This window comes from Aquiflexum balticum DSM 16537 (genome assembly GCF_900176595.1).
In the GTDB taxonomy this organism is placed as follows: Bacteria; Bacteroidota; Bacteroidia; order Cytophagales; family Cyclobacteriaceae; genus Aquiflexum; species Aquiflexum balticum.
This window is the reverse complement of record NZ_LT838813.1, coordinates 1343724-1360472: the sequence shown is the minus strand read 5'-3', so window position 1 is coordinate 1360472 and position 16749 is coordinate 1343724. Positions and strand designations below refer to the sequence as shown.

The 16749-nt window shown below is 40.0% G+C and carries 21 protein-coding genes; 2 read left to right on the top strand and 19 right to left on the bottom strand.

What is annotated here, in order from left to right; all coding sequences use genetic code 11:
* The first annotated feature begins 22 nt into the window (after window positions 1-22).
* Window positions 23-391 carry a DUF2784 domain-containing protein gene (locus B9A52_RS06075; protein ID WP_084119456.1) on the top strand — a complete coding sequence of 123 codons (369 nt, stop codon included), beginning with the start codon at window positions 23-25 and terminating at the stop codon, window positions 389-391.
* 3 nt (window positions 392-394) lie between these two features.
* Here B9A52_RS06075 and trxA read toward each other — a convergent pair whose 3' ends face one another.
* The 11 genes from trxA to B9A52_RS06020 all read right to left on the bottom strand — a co-directional run bounded on the left by trxA (window position 395) and on the right by B9A52_RS06020 (window position 9576).
* The gene (trxA, locus tag B9A52_RS06070; protein WP_084119455.1) at window positions 395-703 is read right to left on the bottom strand and encodes a thioredoxin; all 309 of its coding nucleotides are present in this window, start codon (window positions 701-703) and stop codon (window positions 395-397) included.
* 118 nt (window positions 704-821) lie between these two features.
* On the bottom strand, window positions 822-1367 hold the full coding sequence (locus B9A52_RS06065; protein ID WP_084119454.1) for an OmpH family outer membrane protein: 546 nt from the start codon (window positions 1365-1367) through the stop codon (window positions 822-824).
* Between the two features lie 16 nt (window positions 1368-1383).
* Window positions 1384-1917, bottom strand: a complete 534-nt coding sequence (locus tag B9A52_RS06060; RefSeq protein WP_084119453.1) for an OmpH family outer membrane protein — start codon at window positions 1915-1917, stop codon at window positions 1384-1386.
* Window positions 1918-1919: 2 nt separating this feature from the next.
* Complete coding sequence (locus B9A52_RS06055; protein ID WP_084123413.1) at window positions 1920-4631, bottom strand: BamA/OMP85 family outer membrane protein; 2712 nt, start codon at window positions 4629-4631, stop codon at window positions 1920-1922.
* A gap of 5 nt (window positions 4632-4636) precedes the next feature.
* Window positions 4637-5374 (bottom strand): isoprenyl transferase, encoded by a 738-nt coding sequence (locus tag B9A52_RS06050; protein ID WP_084119452.1) that lies wholly within the window; start codon window positions 5372-5374, stop codon window positions 4637-4639.
* Window positions 5375-5456: 82 nt separating this feature from the next.
* Window positions 5457-6209: a type IX secretion system protein PorG gene (porG, locus tag B9A52_RS06045; RefSeq protein ID WP_084119451.1), complete on the bottom strand. Its 753-nt coding sequence runs from the start codon at window positions 6207-6209 to the stop codon at window positions 5457-5459.
* A 150-nt stretch (window positions 6210-6359) separates the two neighbouring features.
* Window positions 6360-7235, bottom strand: coding sequence for an NAD kinase (locus tag B9A52_RS06040; protein WP_084119450.1), 876 nt, complete (start codon window positions 7233-7235; stop codon window positions 6360-6362).
* Between the two features lie 12 nt (window positions 7236-7247).
* The gene (locus B9A52_RS06035) at window positions 7248-7913 is read right to left on the bottom strand and encodes a CBS domain-containing protein (RefSeq protein ID WP_084119449.1); all 666 of its coding nucleotides are present in this window, start codon (window positions 7911-7913) and stop codon (window positions 7248-7250) included.
* Between the two features lie 87 nt (window positions 7914-8000).
* Window positions 8001-8591, bottom strand: coding sequence for an anthranilate synthase component II (locus B9A52_RS06030; RefSeq protein ID WP_084119448.1), 591 nt, complete (start codon window positions 8589-8591; stop codon window positions 8001-8003).
* Window positions 8572-9114 carry a CvpA family protein gene (locus tag B9A52_RS06025; protein WP_084119447.1) on the bottom strand — a complete coding sequence of 181 codons (543 nt, stop codon included), beginning with the start codon at window positions 9112-9114 and terminating at the stop codon, window positions 8572-8574. Before B9A52_RS06025 ends, B9A52_RS06030 begins: the two co-directional genes overlap by 20 nt.
* Window positions 9115-9126: 12 nt before the next feature.
* On the bottom strand, window positions 9127-9576 hold the full coding sequence (locus B9A52_RS06020) for a GatB/YqeY domain-containing protein (protein ID WP_084119446.1): 450 nt from the start codon (window positions 9574-9576) through the stop codon (window positions 9127-9129).
* 61 nt (window positions 9577-9637) lie between these two features.
* On the opposite strand from B9A52_RS06020, the gene B9A52_RS06015 reads away from it, so the two are divergent.
* Window positions 9638-10354, top strand: coding sequence for a pyridoxine 5'-phosphate synthase (locus B9A52_RS06015; RefSeq protein ID WP_084119445.1), 717 nt, complete (start codon window positions 9638-9640; stop codon window positions 10352-10354).
* Window positions 10355-10593: 239 nt separating this feature from the next.
* Here the strand turns inward: B9A52_RS06015 and B9A52_RS06010 are convergent, their stop codons facing one another.
* From B9A52_RS06010 to rimM, 8 genes are all read right to left on the bottom strand, one after another.
* Window positions 10594-11664, bottom strand: coding sequence for a DUF3810 domain-containing protein (locus B9A52_RS06010; protein ID WP_084119444.1), 1071 nt, complete (start codon window positions 11662-11664; stop codon window positions 10594-10596).
* A gap of 4 nt (window positions 11665-11668) precedes the next feature.
* Complete coding sequence (locus B9A52_RS06005) at window positions 11669-12250, bottom strand: NifU family protein (RefSeq protein ID WP_084119443.1); 582 nt, start codon at window positions 12248-12250, stop codon at window positions 11669-11671.
* A gap of 68 nt (window positions 12251-12318) precedes the next feature.
* A complete protein-coding gene (locus B9A52_RS06000; protein WP_084119442.1) occupies window positions 12319-12978 on the bottom strand; it encodes a porin family protein in 660 nt (219 codons plus the stop codon).
* 93 nt (window positions 12979-13071) lie between these two features.
* Window positions 13072-13275, bottom strand: coding sequence for a hypothetical protein (locus B9A52_RS05995; RefSeq protein WP_084119441.1), 204 nt, complete (start codon window positions 13273-13275; stop codon window positions 13072-13074).
* Between the two features lie 4 nt (window positions 13276-13279).
* Window positions 13280-14818, bottom strand: a complete 1539-nt coding sequence (gene gltX / locus B9A52_RS05990) for a glutamate--tRNA ligase (RefSeq protein WP_084119440.1) — start codon at window positions 14816-14818, stop codon at window positions 13280-13282.
* A gap of 257 nt (window positions 14819-15075) precedes the next feature.
* On the bottom strand, window positions 15076-15447 hold the full coding sequence (gene rplS / locus B9A52_RS05985) for a 50S ribosomal protein L19 (protein WP_084119439.1): 372 nt from the start codon (window positions 15445-15447) through the stop codon (window positions 15076-15078).
* Window positions 15448-15511: 64 nt separating this feature from the next.
* Window positions 15512-16216 carry a tRNA (guanosine(37)-N1)-methyltransferase TrmD gene (gene trmD / locus B9A52_RS05980; protein WP_084119438.1) on the bottom strand — a complete coding sequence of 235 codons (705 nt, stop codon included), beginning with the start codon at window positions 16214-16216 and terminating at the stop codon, window positions 15512-15514.
* Complete coding sequence (gene rimM, locus B9A52_RS05975) at window positions 16216-16746, bottom strand: ribosome maturation factor RimM (protein WP_084119437.1); 531 nt, start codon at window positions 16744-16746, stop codon at window positions 16216-16218. Before rimM ends, trmD begins: the two co-directional genes overlap by 1 nt.
* Between the last annotated feature and the right edge of the window lie 3 nt (window positions 16747-16749).

Genomic DNA, 16749 nt, shown 5'->3' with positions numbered 1-16749 from the left:
AGAAAAATAGACTTTGCCCACAATGCTTCAAGTAGCTGATATCTTATTCACCGTTTTTCATACGCTGTTGATCCTTTTCAATCTGTTTGCCTGGATCTGGAAGCCCTTACGAAAGTGGCATTTTGTGACTATCTCACTGACTTTGGCTTCTTGGGTAATTTTGGGAATCTGGTATGGTTGGGGTTATTGTCCTTTGACTGACTGGCATTGGGATATTTTAAGGAATTTAGGCCGGACAGACCTTCCAAATTCCTACATCACCTTTATCATCAAAAGACTATCCGGCTTGGATTTTGATCCAAATCTAGTGGATACCATGACCTTATCACTGGCATTGTTGGCTTTCTTTATTTCTATCAAAGTAAATTTCTTCCCAAGAAAAAATCCGTAAAATTTACCCCGTAAAACCTTTCATGACCTGCAAAAGCTCACGCTTGGTCATCACTCCTCCTTTTCTCCAGAGTATCTTGCCTTTTTTGAAAAGAATATAATGGGGAATTGACCTCACCCCAAATTGTAGACTGACCTGGGGGTTTCGGTCTACATTCAGTTTATAAAGCTTGATTTTGCCTGCCAATTCACCGACAACCTGCTCCAAAACAGGGTTCATAGTCTGACAAGGGCCACACCAATCAGCATAGAAATCCACTAGAATAGCGTCATCTGATTGCTGTACAATTTCCTTGAATTTTTTCTTTGCCATAAAAGTCCGAATATCTTCTTTGACAATTTATTTCCTTAAATAGTTCTGTCACTTTAATCACAAAAAAAAGCCTGCTTCCTAAGATGCAGGCTTTAAAATCTAATAGATTTCAGTGTTATTAATTACTTGGATTTTGGGCAGGAAGTTGGATTCCCAATTTGGCCAATACCAATTCAGTGAACTTGTCTTCGTCTTTGGTGTACAACAAAATTGGGGATTGACCTGCTGACTCAGAGAAAACATGGGTGTAGTTGTTCTCTGCAGCTACAGCGTTGATGGCGTTGAACACCTTCTGCTGTACTGGCTCCAATAATTCGCCGAGTTTCCTTTGATAAGAGGTCTGGGCATCCTGCTCATACTTTTGCAGTTCCTGCTGCAACTTTTGAAGCTCTTGTTCTTTTGCAGCTCTTGCATCCTCAGTCATGGTTGGGGCTGCCTGCTGGTATGCCTGAACCTTTCTTTGGAAATCCTGGGCCTTTGTCTGGATATTGGTCTGAAGCTGAGATTGATAATCCTGAATGTCGGCAGCTATTTGCTCCATTTCCGGCATCAGATCCATCAACAACTCCACATTGGTATAACCAATTTTCAATTCTTGGGCTTGGGCTACAAATCCCACGCAAAACAAAGCTATTGCGGAAAGGATAACTTTAATTTTCATCATTTTGTTCTTATTTAATTTACTTGTTTTCTAATCCTAATTCTTCCAAAACAAATTCCGAATAATCATGTCTTGGGTCTGTATAAATCATTAATGGGCCTGCTGCTTTGTCAAACAACATGGCAAGGTTATTTCGCTTACATACACGGTCGATAGCATCGTATATTTTGGATTGAAGCGGTTGAAGCAATTCAGCTTGTTTTTGGTAATACTGACCATTGACTCCAAATACCCTGTTATTGAACGCAACTGCTTCTTTTTGTTTTTCTTTGATTGTATTTAATTTATCCTGATACATCTCCTCAGTCAGTAATACTTCCTCTGCCTGAAGACTTGCATACATATCCTTTATTTCTTTCTCCAATTGCTGTGCCTCTTTTTTCCATTGCGTGCTCAGTGCCTCTAATTCAGATTGAACTACTTTATAATCAGGATGCTTGTTTAATAGAAATTCTGAATCGATGTATCCAAACTTTTGAGCTGTTACCGGATTTCCAATGAAAGCTGTGCTGCTTAGAAGGAGCAAAAATAATAATATATTCCGTCTTTCCATCTTTATCTAAATTGTTGGCCAATGGTAAAATGGAATTGAGCGCCACTTGGTCCGGGATTAGGGTTTTGCAAAGTTGGGATCTCGTCAAACCCATATCCCCAATCCAATCCAAGCAGACCAAATGCAGGCATAAATATTCTGGCCCCAAATCCTGCAGACTTCTTGAGGTTATACGGGTTAAACTCCGCATATGATCCCCAGTTGTTTCCTGCTTCAGCGAAGGTCAATAGGAATATTGTAGCTGATGGATTTGGAGATACCAAGAATCTTAATTCCATCACATATTTGTTATAAACAATACCCCCATATCCTTCGGTTGAATTCGGATCATTTCTGGTATCTCTACCAGGTGTAATGATTTGGTTTTCATAACCCCTAAGACCAATGATTTCCTGACCCAATGCAAAATTGTTCATGTTCATCCCATCTCCTCCCATTACAAACCTTTCCAATGGGATAATACCTATTCTGTCTCCATAAGACCCGAGGAAGCCCATATGTGCCCTGGCGCTTGCCACAAATTTTGATGAACCAAAGAGGGGTGAAAAGAAAGATGCATCAAACATCCATTTATGATACTCCAACCATTTGAATTTTTCTTCATCCGGTGATTCTCTGTCAATGTTTGGGTTCAATGAGGCATAAGGTGGAGTCAATGAAGTCACCAAGGAGATATTTGAGCCTTGTCTGGGATAGATCGGATTATCAATGTTGTTTCTGGCAATCGTTGTGTTCAGGGCTATGCTGTTAAGCCTTCCACTGGCGAAACTCAGACCAAAAGATCTACCGAATTCCAGAAATTCATAATTTTGATAGGTCAGGGCCGTACTCACCATGAAATAATCATCAGGCCATGTAACTCTTTTAGAAAGACCAATGGTCGCCCCGGTAATTTTGAAAAAACCTATTTCCTGACCTGGATTAGTTGTATTCCGGAAATCAATCTGGCGCTGAACAGATCGGTTTAAGCTGAAACTCAGTGCATTTGGTTTTCTTCCTCCAAACCAAGGTTCTGTCAAAGAAACACTGTAGTTTTGGAATTGACGACCACTAGCCTGGACCCTAAGTGAAAGTCGTTGGCCATCGCCTACAGGTAGTGGCCTCCATTTTTCGAAATTGCCTATATTCTTGAGCGAGAAATTATTGAAGACCAAACCTACGGTCCCAACAAAACCCATGAATCCGCCCCATCCTCCAGAAAGTTCAATCTGATCATTCGGCCGTTCCTCAAGCTTGAATGTGATATCGACTGTTGCATCCTCATAATTGGGCTTCATATCAGGCTCGATATTTTCAGGATTGAAATAGCCTAGTTGGGACAATTCCCGGATGGTTCTTACCAAGAGGCTTCTGTTGAATTTTTGTCCCGGCAAGATTCTGATTTCACGCATGACGACGTGGTCTGAGGTTCTTTCATTACCCTGGATGGAAACAGAATTTACCGTCACTTGAGGTCCTTCAAAAATTCTCATTTCAATATCTATGGAATCACCTTGAACCTGGATTTCAACCGGGTCTATCTGGAAGAAAAGGTAACCGTTGTCCTGATAGAGAGAACTGACATCATCTCCTCTTTGAGGGTCATAATTCAATCTTTTTTCCAGTTTTTCCTTGTTATAAACATCTCCTTTTTGAATTCCCAATCTTGCCAACAAAACCGGGGCTTGATGCAGGTAATTTCCAACAAAGGTGATGTTCCTGTAATAATATTTATCACCCTCTTCAAGAGAAATGTCAACATTGACAGTATTGTCCGAAAAACGATAGACTGAATCTAACAGGATTTCTGCATCTCTATATCCCTTCGAATTGTAATAAGCTACTACACTTTCTTTGTCCTCCCTAAAATCCTTGGCAACAAATTTGGATCCACTGAAAAAATTAAGCTTGAAATTTTTATTGATATATTCTTTCACCGCTTCATCAGACACAGGATTGCGGTATAAAACAGCTTCTTTAGCTGATTTGGGAGTGGTATTGGTGATTCTGGAGCTTACATCCCGAGCAAAATGCATTCTGGGATGTTCTTTGGTTCCCTTAAGTTTGCCTTTAATTTTGCTGTCTGGGATTTCTTCATTCCCATAGATTTTTACTTCATTGATCTTGACTTTGGTGTTTTGGACAACATCAAACCTTAACTTAACGCTGTTGGGAAGGGTGGTATCCCTTTCCTGGATGACTTTCACTTCAGTATTCAGATATCCCTTATCCATGAAATACTGCTTGATATTGCGTTCAGAGGTATTCAAAACGTCATCTCTGACAACTCTTCCCCTGATTTTTATTTTTTCTTTTAGTTCTCCTTCTTGGGTTTTGTTGACTCCACTGAATTCCACTCTGCTGAATCTTGGTCTTTCAGTCAATTCAAGAAGCAGGTAAATATCATCACCTTCAATTTTGGTTACCAAAATCTTCACGTCACCGATGATACCTTGTCCCCAAAGACGCTTCAATGCATTGGATATATTATCACCCGGTACGGAAATGACATCATCCACTCTCAGTCCGGACAACGAAATGATCGCCACCTCATCAAGGGTAGCCAAACCAACGGCTTTTATTTCTGCTATCCTGTATTTTGCCGGTTTGGAATAATTCAACTCTAAAATATCCACAGGCCTTGATGGCGTATAGCGGCTTTGCCCCAAACGGATCTGGGCCTGGACACTACCTGCCAAAATCAGGAGGCAAAGGATACTGATAATTTTTTTCATCAAAATCATGTTTTAATCTGAGCACCTGTTTTACCAAACCGCCTTTCTCTTTTCTGATAATCAAGAATGGCTTCTATCAAATGCTCTTTTCTAAAATCCGGCCATAATACCTCTGTAAAATACAGTTCAGTGTAGGCCAATTGCCACAGGAGAAAATTACTGATTCTAATTTCTCCACTGGTCCTGATCAATAATTCAGGATCAGGAATATCTTTGGTATTCAAATTCGCCGAAATTACTTCCTGCGTTATTTCTTCAATACTTAATTCTTTGTCCACTACTTTTTTGACAATGGCTTTGAGCGCCTCCTCTATTTCCCATCTTCCACTGTAGCTGATTGCCAGTACAACAGTAAGACCGGTATTCTTTGCAGTCAATTCCTTGGTTTCCTGAAGTTTTTTCTGGCATCCAATAGGAAGGCTGGGTAATTGCCCTATAGTCACCAACCTGATGTTGTTTTCCATCATATTGGGAACTTCCTTGGTGATTGTATCTACCAAAAGCTCCATTAAGGCATTGATTTCATCCTGTGGCCTTGACCAGTTCTCTGTGGAAAAAGCATATAAAGTCAGGTATTTGAGACCTAATTCTGCTGCTCCTTCGATAGTTTCCCGTACTGCAGTGATGGCATTTTTATGTCCAAAAATTCTCATGGCGCCCTTTTTCTGAGCCCATCGGCCGTTGCCATCCATGATAACTGCTATGTGTTGGGGGATTTTATTTTTGTCTAGTAATTCCTTCATCTCTTATCCAGAAGAAAGCACATTCGCTTTTGGAGGTACAAAAATGCTATTTCTTTTTCAATATTCTACAGTAATGCCCAATTTAATAAGCATAACATTTCACTGAACTGAAGGAATAGCTGATAGTAATTCCCAGAAAATAATACCAGTCTTTATCACTATAATTCCCATAGTTATAACCTGACAAGGTATTTGAATTGTTGGGATCGGGAAAGCGGGAGATAATTGGCTCTTCTCCGTATAGTTTATCCAGTCCATCGGTGAAGGTTGCCCGAGCTCCAAACTCTGCTGCCAAAATCCACTTCTTTGATAATTTGTATTTGATGCCTATCCCAAAAGGGATAACGGGAGTTCCTACAGTATATCCATCGGGATTGGGATCATTATCGAATTTTCTGCCACTTCCAACAAATCCGGCAAAACCCAAACCCAGAAAACCATACGGTGAAAATCTGTATTGCGATTGCGGATGGGTATAATCCAGAAAATGATACTCCATTACCGCAGATATCTCAAAAAGAGAACCGTTGAATCCGGCATCCCTGAAAGCAGCAACCGGATCTATGGGTCTTACACTATCTGCTGCATTGAGTCTTGCAAAGGAAACACCTCCTCTGAAGGTCCAAACATTGTCAAAATTTCGTCTGCCAAATAACGTCCCTTGAATTCCAATCTGCCCCGGATCTAATCTTCTGATGATATCTCCAGAGTAGGTTGCTATTCCCAAACCACCACCGAATTCATATTTTTGAGCAACTGCCATCTGGGCATTAATCATGAGAGACAGAAGCAAAACAAATAAAAGGGTGGAAACCCGGAATTTTTTCTTTTTCAAGACGTTGCAATTTATGAAGTACTAAACGATTTAAAAACCCCTTTTGGTATTTGCAGGGTTAATTTTTGTTAATGGGATCAGGCTGAATCAAAGTATGAAATGGATTAAATTCCACCTTTGATTCCGGGTAATTTATGATTTAGTTTGATCTCAATTCCTCATGTCAAAACCCCAATTTAGCTTTTGCCTTAAGGTATCAAAATAACTGTAATCTGCGAATTTGACTAATTTGGCTGAGAATTCAGCTTTTTTGACACTTAATTTTATCGAGGCATCAATGGCCTCTGACCTCGAATCTAGTGAAATCAGGAATTTTTCACTCCTTCCCTCTATTTCAAAACTGATTTCACTCTCGTCAGATACAACGATGGGTCTCACGTTAAGATTGTGGGGGCTCACTGGAGTAATGACAAAGTTCCTCGCTCCCGGGGTGATTAAAGGTCCGCCACAACTCAATGAATATCCTGTAGAGCCGGTCGGTGTCGATACGATTAGGCCATCTGCCCAATAGCTGTTCAGGTATTGGTTATTGATATAAGTGTGGACCGTAATCATAGAAGAGGTATCTCTCTTGTGAATCGTGAATTCATTCAAACCAAAATTCAGTCCGTTGAAAAGAGAGGAATCAGAATCAAGACTCAGTAGTGACCTGGACTCGATAGAGTAGGTTTTTTCAAACAAGGCGGTTATTGTTGATTCGATATTTTCTTTGGGGGCAGTAGCCAAAAAACCCAACCTTCCGGTATTGATCCCTAATATCGGAATTTCATTTTTGCCAACCAGACAAACAGCATCCAATAAAGTACCATCTCCTCCCACTGAAATGAGAAAATCAATATGACTTAAGGAAGCCTTTTTTTGAAGAACATCAAAATCATTTGGAACGTGAGCTATTTTTTTGAGAGATTTTGAAAATGAATCAGTAAGCGAGACCTCTACCTTTTTGTCTTTAAGAATTTTAAACAATTGCTCAATATGGGGGATAAATTCTTTTTGAAAACCTATCCCATGTATGGTAATGTTCATGCTGGATTTAGGTTATATCTGCAAAAATCGAAGCAGGTTATCTATTCTTTCCTGCTCACCGTTTCCGGACTCTTCTTCCTGGTAATGGTCAATGATTCGGTATCCGAATCTCTCCAACGTTGCCTTGATGTGCCTCACTTCTGATTTATCCAACTTCAGCGTGACCTTTATTTTGCTGTCATCCAACGGATCATTTGAAATAAAACTGCTTAGAATTTTGGCATTTTCTGATTCCACTATCCTTGAAATTTCAAAAAGACTGTAATCTGTCATGAACATGGAGAGAATCAAAACTGCTCCCTGAGATTGAATGGAAAGAGAACCCGCAAATGCACCGATTGCATCCTCCATTGTTACCACCCCCAAATAATTATTTTCTCTGTCGATGACCGCGACCATATTGGTCTGATTTTCGGAGGCCACTTTGATGACATCGTAAATATGCTTGTCCTGATAAACAATACAGGAAATGAATTTTAGTGCAATTTTGCTGATTTGAAGTTCTGGATTATTCAAAGTGTAAATCAATTCTTCAGTAACAAAACCGATGAACCTGTTATTTTCCACTACAGGCAACATATTGGTTCTGATTTCCTCCATCCAGGTCAATGCCATTTTTGCTTTGTCCTTTGGTTTTAATGGTGGAATGAGATTGTTGATAAATTCGTATGCCTGCATGGTTTAAATATATTAAATTGAATCCGAATAATAAAACGTTAACCATTGACGGTAGTTTGGAGATATGGTGGATTAAACCAAATTTCTTTAAATATGATTATCCTGTGAATCACCAATCTTACAAAAGTTTATCCAATTATTGATTATCTCTTTACCATATTGGGTAAGTACTGCCTCAGGATGATATTGAATTCCAACTATGGGGAAACGACTGTGAACCATCGCCATAATTTGACCTTCCTTTGTTTCCAACAATATCTTCAAAGAATCAGGTATTCCTTTAATTTCCAAGGAATGATATCTCGTCACCTCAAAGGATTCAGGAATTCCTACCAACAGATCGTGGTCATTTACCTGATAGACCAAATGGACTTTTCCGTGTACCGGTTTTTGACATTTTTCCAGTTTCCCACCAAAGTACTCCCCAATTGCCTGATGCCCCAAACAAATTCCCAAAACAGGAATTTTGTCATGGTAGTAATCCAAAATCCGCATCAGATTACCTGCTCTGTAAGGCGTTTCGGGACCAGGAGATAAAATCAGACCCTCCCAGTCCTCCTTTATGATTTCCTCCAGTTCTACATCATTCCGGAATATTGACAACTCCAAACCGGATTGTTTGAAATAATCCGCTAGGATATGCGAGAAGGAATCAAAATTATCTATCAACAGCACCATCTGCAGCTAACTTTACCAGTTCCTGAATACCTGCAATGGTATCTTTGATGATCGGTGTAAATTGATCCAAATACATGATGACAAAAGGAGCTATGGGTTCAACATAACTGTATGACTTCGAGTCTTCGATCCATTCCTTTGGGACAGAAAACTCAAAAGAATTGGCCACCCAAAGCAAAAGACTCAAAATAAAGGCTGTTTTAAAAATTCCAAGTATCCCTCCCGCTACGCTGTCCACAGAACCCAGAATGGTGAAATCCAATGTTTTTTTCACCATATAAGCCAATCCTCTGATGATCAATATCACACCTAGAAATATCATCAGGAAGGCGGCAAACGGTAGAAAAAAAGTAAGCTGATCCACCCTTTCTGCCAGGAAAGTCGTCCCCCAATCCATAAAATGAAAAGCAAGGATAATGGCAATGATAAAAGCAACAATAGAAAGGATGCTGATAAACAAACCTTGCTTGTAGCCGCTATAGGCACCCATAGCCAGAAATATAACAATGATCAGATCCAGCATCCTTTTTGAAAATCAACCCAATAAGGCCTTTACTTTCTGTGAAATGACTTTGCCATCTGCCTTTCCGGCCAATTCCTTGGTAGCTGCACCCATTACTTTTCCCATGTCTTTGGGACCTTCTGCACCCACCTCACTGATTATTTTTTTGAGGGCCGCTTCCAATTCCTCTTCGGTCAGTTGCTTGGGTAAAAACTCATTGATGATTTCAAGCTCTGCCATTTCCACAGCATAAAGATCTTCCCTGTTTTGCTGTTTATAAATGTCAGCCGAATCTTTTCTCTGCTTTGCCGCTTTGGTGAGGAGTTTCATTTCATCTTCAGAAGTGATTTCTCCCTTACTGCCACCTTTGGTTTCTTCCAACAAAATCAAAGACTTAATCGCCCGAAGGGCCCTTAACCTGTCCTTGTCCTTGGCCAGCATGGCTTTTTTAATTTCACTTTCTACACTTGGCTTTAAACTCATAGTCTTGTTGTTTGTGTTATAGGTGTAAATTTGTCACAAAATTATCTTTTAATTTAGGAAAATGACCAAACTGAGTGTAAATATTAACAAGATAGCTACCCTTAGGAATGCAAGGGGGGGCAATAATCCGGATGTTGTAAAAGTTGCTTTGGACTGTGAAAGGTTTGGCGCACAGGGCATAACTGTGCACCCGAGACCTGATGAAAGACATATCCGCTACCAGGATGTCATTGATCTGTCCAAAGTGGTGACAACCGAATTCAACATTGAAGGATATCCCGACAGGAGATTTATGGAAATCATCCGCTTGGTCAGACCGGCACAGGCCACGTTGGTTCCCGACCCTCCGCATGTACTCACCTCCAATAATGGATGGGACACCATCACCCATCAGGAAATGCTAAAGGACATTGTAGCAGAACTACATGAGTCAGGAACCAGGGTATCCATCTTTATCAATCCGGAGACCAAATATTTTGAGCCGGCCAAAACGACGGGGACTGACCGGGTTGAACTTTATACGGAACCTTATGCAACTCTTTTTCCTAAGGATAGGAATGCCGCAGTCAAACCATATGTTGAAGTAGCGCTCCTTGCAAGAGAACTGGGCTTAGGACTCAATGCCGGACATGATTTGGATCTGCATAATCTTCAGTTCCTGAAAAAAAATATTCCGTTTTTGGATGAGGTATCTATCGGGCATGCCCTGATTTGTGATGCCTTGTATTTTGGATTGGAGAATTCGATTCAGATGTATAGAAGGCAGTTGGAGGATTAGGAAGACTTGAGATTTTAGACGTGAGACGTGAGATGCGAGAACCGAGAAATAGTATGGATTTAGGGTTAAAAATGCCGTGGGAATCGCCGAAATAATAGCCCGCTAATTTATTGCCGGGATTACAGATTAGGTTTGAATTCTAAAGTGCCTTAGGCACGGACGATATTAAAAACAATCAAAATTAAATTAGAATTTGCAGATTGATAGAACAAAAAAGAGAATTTTTTGAATAGAATACGCTACTCCTTCAAACTATTCCTCCAAGCAAAAGCCAACATGGGCAATTGCTGATAGCTGTTGACGCCGGCTTTGACTCCTTGGGTTTTAAGGAAGAGATCATTGGACTTGCGGCTGATTTCCAGATTGAAGGGTTTGATTTTTTGTTGGGCAATCTGAATGGAAACCAGATCATTCTTGATTCCTTTTGGCAAGGTTTTATAAAACTCCGTAAATTCTTCTTTGGAAATCCTATAAAGGTCATTCATCTGATAACGCAATAATCTTAGTTGCCCTGAATACTGAAGCAAAGGGTCATCTGAATTAGAGCAAATCACCCATCCGATGAAATTGGCCTCCCCTTCATCAGTCACACCGTAGCTATGGGCCATTTCATGTGCAATTGTAAAAGGCTTTTCCAATGGATGTAAGGTAGGGTCTATATAGCTTTCAGCGGTATAGGGAAAATATATGCCCAAAATCCCCATCCTCCGCATAAATCCGGCAGGATAAAATTGCTTGGTTCGTGGCTCCCCTGTAAAATTCAATCCAAGAAGATACATGTTTTCCCGCATATTGGCCCTTACCAGTTTTTCCAAATCCGGATAATCCATGATACTTTCAATGGCCACAGTATCCTCTTCAATATTGTACCGCAATTGATTCAGGATATTTCTGGTCAGTTGTAATTCACCCATCAATTGTTCCTGACTTAGGGGTAAGGGCTTCATCCCGATTTGCTCAAAAATTGGGATCCTTTGATAATTGTAACCCCAAAGAATTAAAAAGAGGAAAACAAGTGCTCCCAATGAATTGCTCAAAGACCTGATGGAATATCCCAGTTTATTTTTCCACCCCTCTTTTCTAAGAAGGTGATAAATATAGATGCCTATAAAAACAAAGACAGAAGCAACAAAAATATAAACCGTGGCAAAGGGCAATTGGGAAATGGTTTTGTCCACCAGGTTTCTTATTCCGGGAAACAGGGTCCTGGAATATAATTCCTCTGTCTTCTCAGGGTATTTAATGGCAAAATGCCTGATCAGAATACTGATCAGGCCTAATAACGTCCACGTCCAATTGCCACGAAACATCAGATCAAACTCCCTCTGCCTGTACTTCTTTTACTTCCGGCAGCATTCTTGTCAAAAGATTTTGGATACCTGCTTTTAAAGTAACTGTGCTGGAAGGGCAACCTGAACAACTCCCCTGCAACAATACTTTAACAATCCCATCCTGAAAGCTGTGGAAAACGATGGCACCACCATCTTGTTCCACTGCCGGACGGATATATTCGTCCAAAATACCTTTGATTTTTTTGACAGTTTCAGAATCATTTTCATCAAAAAGAGGATCCTTGTCAAAATTAAACTGAACGGCTGCTTTCCCTGATTCCAGGTATTTTTTGATATGGTCTCTGATAAAGTCCTGGATTTCTATCCAATCCACATCGCCTTTTTTGGTAACAGTAACAAAATTTGAAGCAATAAAAACCCTATCCACGGATGCAAAATTGAACAATTCGTGGGCTAAGGGAGAGTTTTCGGTGCTGGCCTGATCTGGATAATCAAAACTCACTCCTTCATCAGCCAACATAAAGTTCACTACAAATTTCAAAGAATTTGGATTGGGGTTGGCCTCAAGGTAAATATGTACGGGTCTTTTCTGTGCTTGTAACATGGTTGATCAATTTTTTCAGATACTTACTCCCTTATACCACCAAAGTAAAGGATTAGTTCCTTTTGAAGTTATTTTTGGAGTTTTGTTTTTGCTACCTGGAATAGATAGGTCAATGTAATTTCAATATTGGTTGAATTCATATCAAAAATTCTATCCTGTCCTTCGGGTCTGCCAAATTCATAAGAAAACCTGACATCTCCTTCCAAAGTACTTTTACCAAACAATTTTGACAACCCTGCACCTCCCGTCAATCCATACATAAACCTATTTGGATCATCATTTGCACCACCATAAGTTGGCAGATTGGTTGGATCTTCAAATTCCCTCAAAACATCAGTGGCATTTATCATATAGCCGATGTGTGGGCCTATTTTGATATGAAATCTTCCACTTTTACCTGCATAGAAATTCGCTAAAAATGGTATTTTTAAATACTCCAATTCTGTCTGATTGGTTTCACCTAAATCAGACTCCTGAGTATAGCCCAAAGTCAGGTATTGCAATTCAATTTGAACTCCGGCATTTTTATTATTGAAATGTTCAAAAACAAAGGAAAATGTTGGGGCAGCTATACCGCTGGTACGTATTGAGGGTCTGCCCAATTCATATAAGTAAGACATTCTGGAAATTGAATATCCACCCCTAATTCCAAAGCTTGTTTGGGCCGAGGTATTACCCAAAGCCAAGATCATTAAAATTGATAAAAGACAAAATCCTTTAAAATGCATGTTCAAAATTAAGTTTTGTTGGGATATTTTGTCCGTTTCATCCAAAATTGAACTATGCTTTTCAAAATATTAACTCAAATCATGAATTTTTCACTACTTCTTTCCACTATCCTTGATATCGTCAATATCCTCTCTGTCCTTTAGCTTTTTATCCTCTACGTTTTTGTTCAGAAATTCGTTGATTTTATCAATTGGAAAACTACTGGAAATTTCGCCAAAGGAATTGATGTTCATTTTAAAACCTTCAAGATCCTTATGGACTTTAGGGGTTTCTTCTTTTTTTGCCTTCTTTGCCATGTTTTCAAAGATTTACCTTTAGTTTACCTAACGAATATGATATTCTTTTGATTAGTTCTTCTTTTCCAATTATACTGAACACTGCCATCAGGTCAGGTCCTGCACCTACGCCTGTTACGGCCAACCTTACTGCCTGCATAACCTTTCCGAGTTTGATTCCATTGGACTCTGCTGCCTCTTCCAAAATGGATTTGGCGGATTCAGCATTGAATTCTCCGGAGTACAGTTTCAGTTTTTCCATATAGGTACCCAACACAGTAACGGCTTCATTGTTCCATTTTTTGGAAGCCACAGCCTCATCAAATTCCGTCGGAGCATGGACCATAAACTTTCCTTCTTTCCATAAATCGGTTGGGAAAGTTGCCCTTTCCTTCATGATATGAGCAATCTGGGCACCTTTAGCAGGGTCCAAACTTATACCCTCTTTTTCAAGATCAGCAAAAAGGTATGCTGCAAGTTCCTCATCAGATTTGGCTCTGAGGTATTGTTCATTGTACCACTTTGCTTTATTGATATCAAATTTTGTACCTGATTTACCTATTCTTTCAATAGAGAAGGCTTCTATCAATTCATCCAGAGAAAACAGTTCCCTATGGTCACCTGGATTCCAGCCAAGAAACGCAAGGAAATTGAGGAATGCCTCCGGCAGATAGCCCTGTTCACGAAAACCCATGGCTTTCTCCCCGGTATTCGGATCAGTCCAATCCATGGGGAAAACCGGAAAACCCTGCTTATCTGCATCTCTCTTCGAAAGTTTACCATTTCCATCAGGTTTCAACAGCAATGGTAAATGTGCAAATTGGGGCATGGTATCCTCCCAGCCAAAATATTTATAGAGCAAGACATGCAAAGGCGCGGAAGGCAACCATTCTTCCCCTCGGATCACATGCGTGATTTTCATCAGGTGGTCATCGACGATATTTGCCAAATGATATGTTGGCATACCGTCAGATTTCATGAGAACTTTATCATCCAATGTACTGGAATGCACCATCACCCAACCCCGGATCATATCATTCAATCTTACTTCTTCTTTCCTTGGAATTTTGACTCGGATCACATAAGGTTCTCCCGACGCTAATCTTTCTTTGACCTCATCTTCAGGAAGGGTAAGAGAGTTCTTCATCTGTGTCCTCGTGATAGAATTATACTGCGGAGAAACCACTCTTGCTGCAGTAAGTCTTTCTCTCATAGCTTCCAGTTCCTCTGAAGTGTCAAAGGCATAATAGGCATGTCCTTTTTCGATCAGGTCCATGGCATATTGCATATACATGGGTTTTCGCTCAGACTGACGGTAAGGGCCACAATCTCCCGGATTCCAGGGACTTTCATCAGGACCTATTCCCAACCAATCCAAGGCATCTTTGATATATTCCTCTGCACCGGGCACAAAACGTGTCTGATCAGTATCTTCTATTCTCAGCAGGAATCTCCCCCCGGTTTTTCTGGCAAAAAGGTAATTGTATAAGGCAGTTCTCACTCCACCGATGTGTAATGCTCCGGTAGGAGAAGGTGCAAATCTTACGCGTACTTCCTTGTTCATGGTATAGATTTATTCTTGTAACATGTGAAATATTTACACATGTTTAATATTCTTTTTGGATTAAGGCTGCAAAGATAAGAAAAGATGGGGATACCTTAATTAATGACTTGGATAAAGGTAAAGAATAATGGGTTTTGTTTCTGTCTGACCAAAAGGCAGGATTAAATGGACTGGAAAAAATCGAATATATGATTATAGGTAAAACCAACAATAAAAAAAGGGAACCCGATCGGATTCCCTTTTTGAGACATAGATAATTAAGCCTCTTTTCTGTGTCTGATTTTTTCTTTGATTTTGGCAGCCTTACCTTGACGACCTCTAAGGTAGAACAATCTCGCCCTTCTCACTTTACCTTCTCTCAACAATTCGATTTTATCGATTGATGGGGAAAGAATCGGGAAAATCCTTTCAACACCCACACCATTGGATACTTTCCTTACTGTGAAAGTTTCTCCGTTGGAGTTGGGGTTTTTTCTTTGAATAACAGTTCCCTGGAATTGCTGAATACGTTCTTTATTTCCTTCAGTGATTTTCACGTGAACATTGATAGTATCGCCAGCCTTGAAAGAGGGGAATTTATCTCTTGCCACACTGTATTCTGATTCAACAAATTTAATTAGTTCGCTCATAGCTTTATATTTTATGTGCTTGCAGCTTATCGCCACAGAGCTATTTTGATAGATTCAATTTATATTATTTACTAAAATCGCCTTCCAAACCCTTGCCTTCCAATAAGTCAGGCCTGCGTTCCTTTGTCCGGCGAACCGATGCTTCAAATCTCCAGGAATCAATTTTTGACTGGTGACCTGACAATAATACTTCCGGCACCTTCATACCCTCATATTCTGAAGGTCTTGTATATACCGGTGGGGCTAGTAAGCCATCCTGGAAGGAGTCTGTCATAGCAGATGTTTCATCATTAAGAACCCCGGGAATCAATCTGATAATCGCATCAGCTACAACTGCTGCTGCCAATTCTCCTCCCGAAAGTACAAAGTCACCTATGCTGATTTCTCTGCTGATCCATTTCTGCCTGACTCTTTCATCTACGCCTTTGTAGTGACCGCATAGAATGATGAGGTTTCCTTTCAGAGAAAGTTCATTCGCCATTTGTTGGTTGAATGTCTTTCCGTCGGGAGTCATATAAATGACTTCGTCATATTCTCGTTCACTTTTCAGGAATTCAATGCATTTTGCTATAGGGTCTACCATCAACACCATCCCTGCACCTCCTCCAAAAGCATAATCGTCGACTTGCTTTTGTTTGAAGCTGGAATAATCCCTTAAGTTGTGAACCCGTACTTTGGCTATTCCTTTATCTTCTGCTCTTTTCAGAATAGAGTGTGAAAAAGGACCTTCCAATAAGCCCGGAACAACCGTGATGATATCTATTCGCATCAGTCTTCCAAGTATATGTCAAGTAATCCTGTGGGCAAAAGGCAATAAACTTTCTTTTCTGCCTTGTCAACTTTTAGAATAATCTGGTCCTGAATAGGAATCAGCACCTCTTTTCCTTTATGGTCAACGCCCAATAAATCCTGGGTTTCTAAGTCATATATGACTTTTACATTCCCGATTGATCCTAGATTTTCATCTAAAACCTCAAATCCAATCAATTCATGGTAATAATATTGTCCTTCTTCGAGCTCTTGCAATTCTTTTGCGGGAAGATACAATGCTGATCCCACCAATTTACTTGCTTCATCTACCGAATCGAAATCCTCAAATTTTGCCAAAACTTTGTTATTGTGTGACAATACAAAGTGTTCGATAAAAAAAGGAACCAATCTCGATTTTTGCTCTAGGAAGACTTGCTTGAGGTCTTCGTAATCTTCCGGATAATCAACATCCAAAACTATACTTACCTCACCATGAAGACCATGAACTTTGGCTACATAGCCCAATTGAAAACAATTGTCTTTGTTCATGGA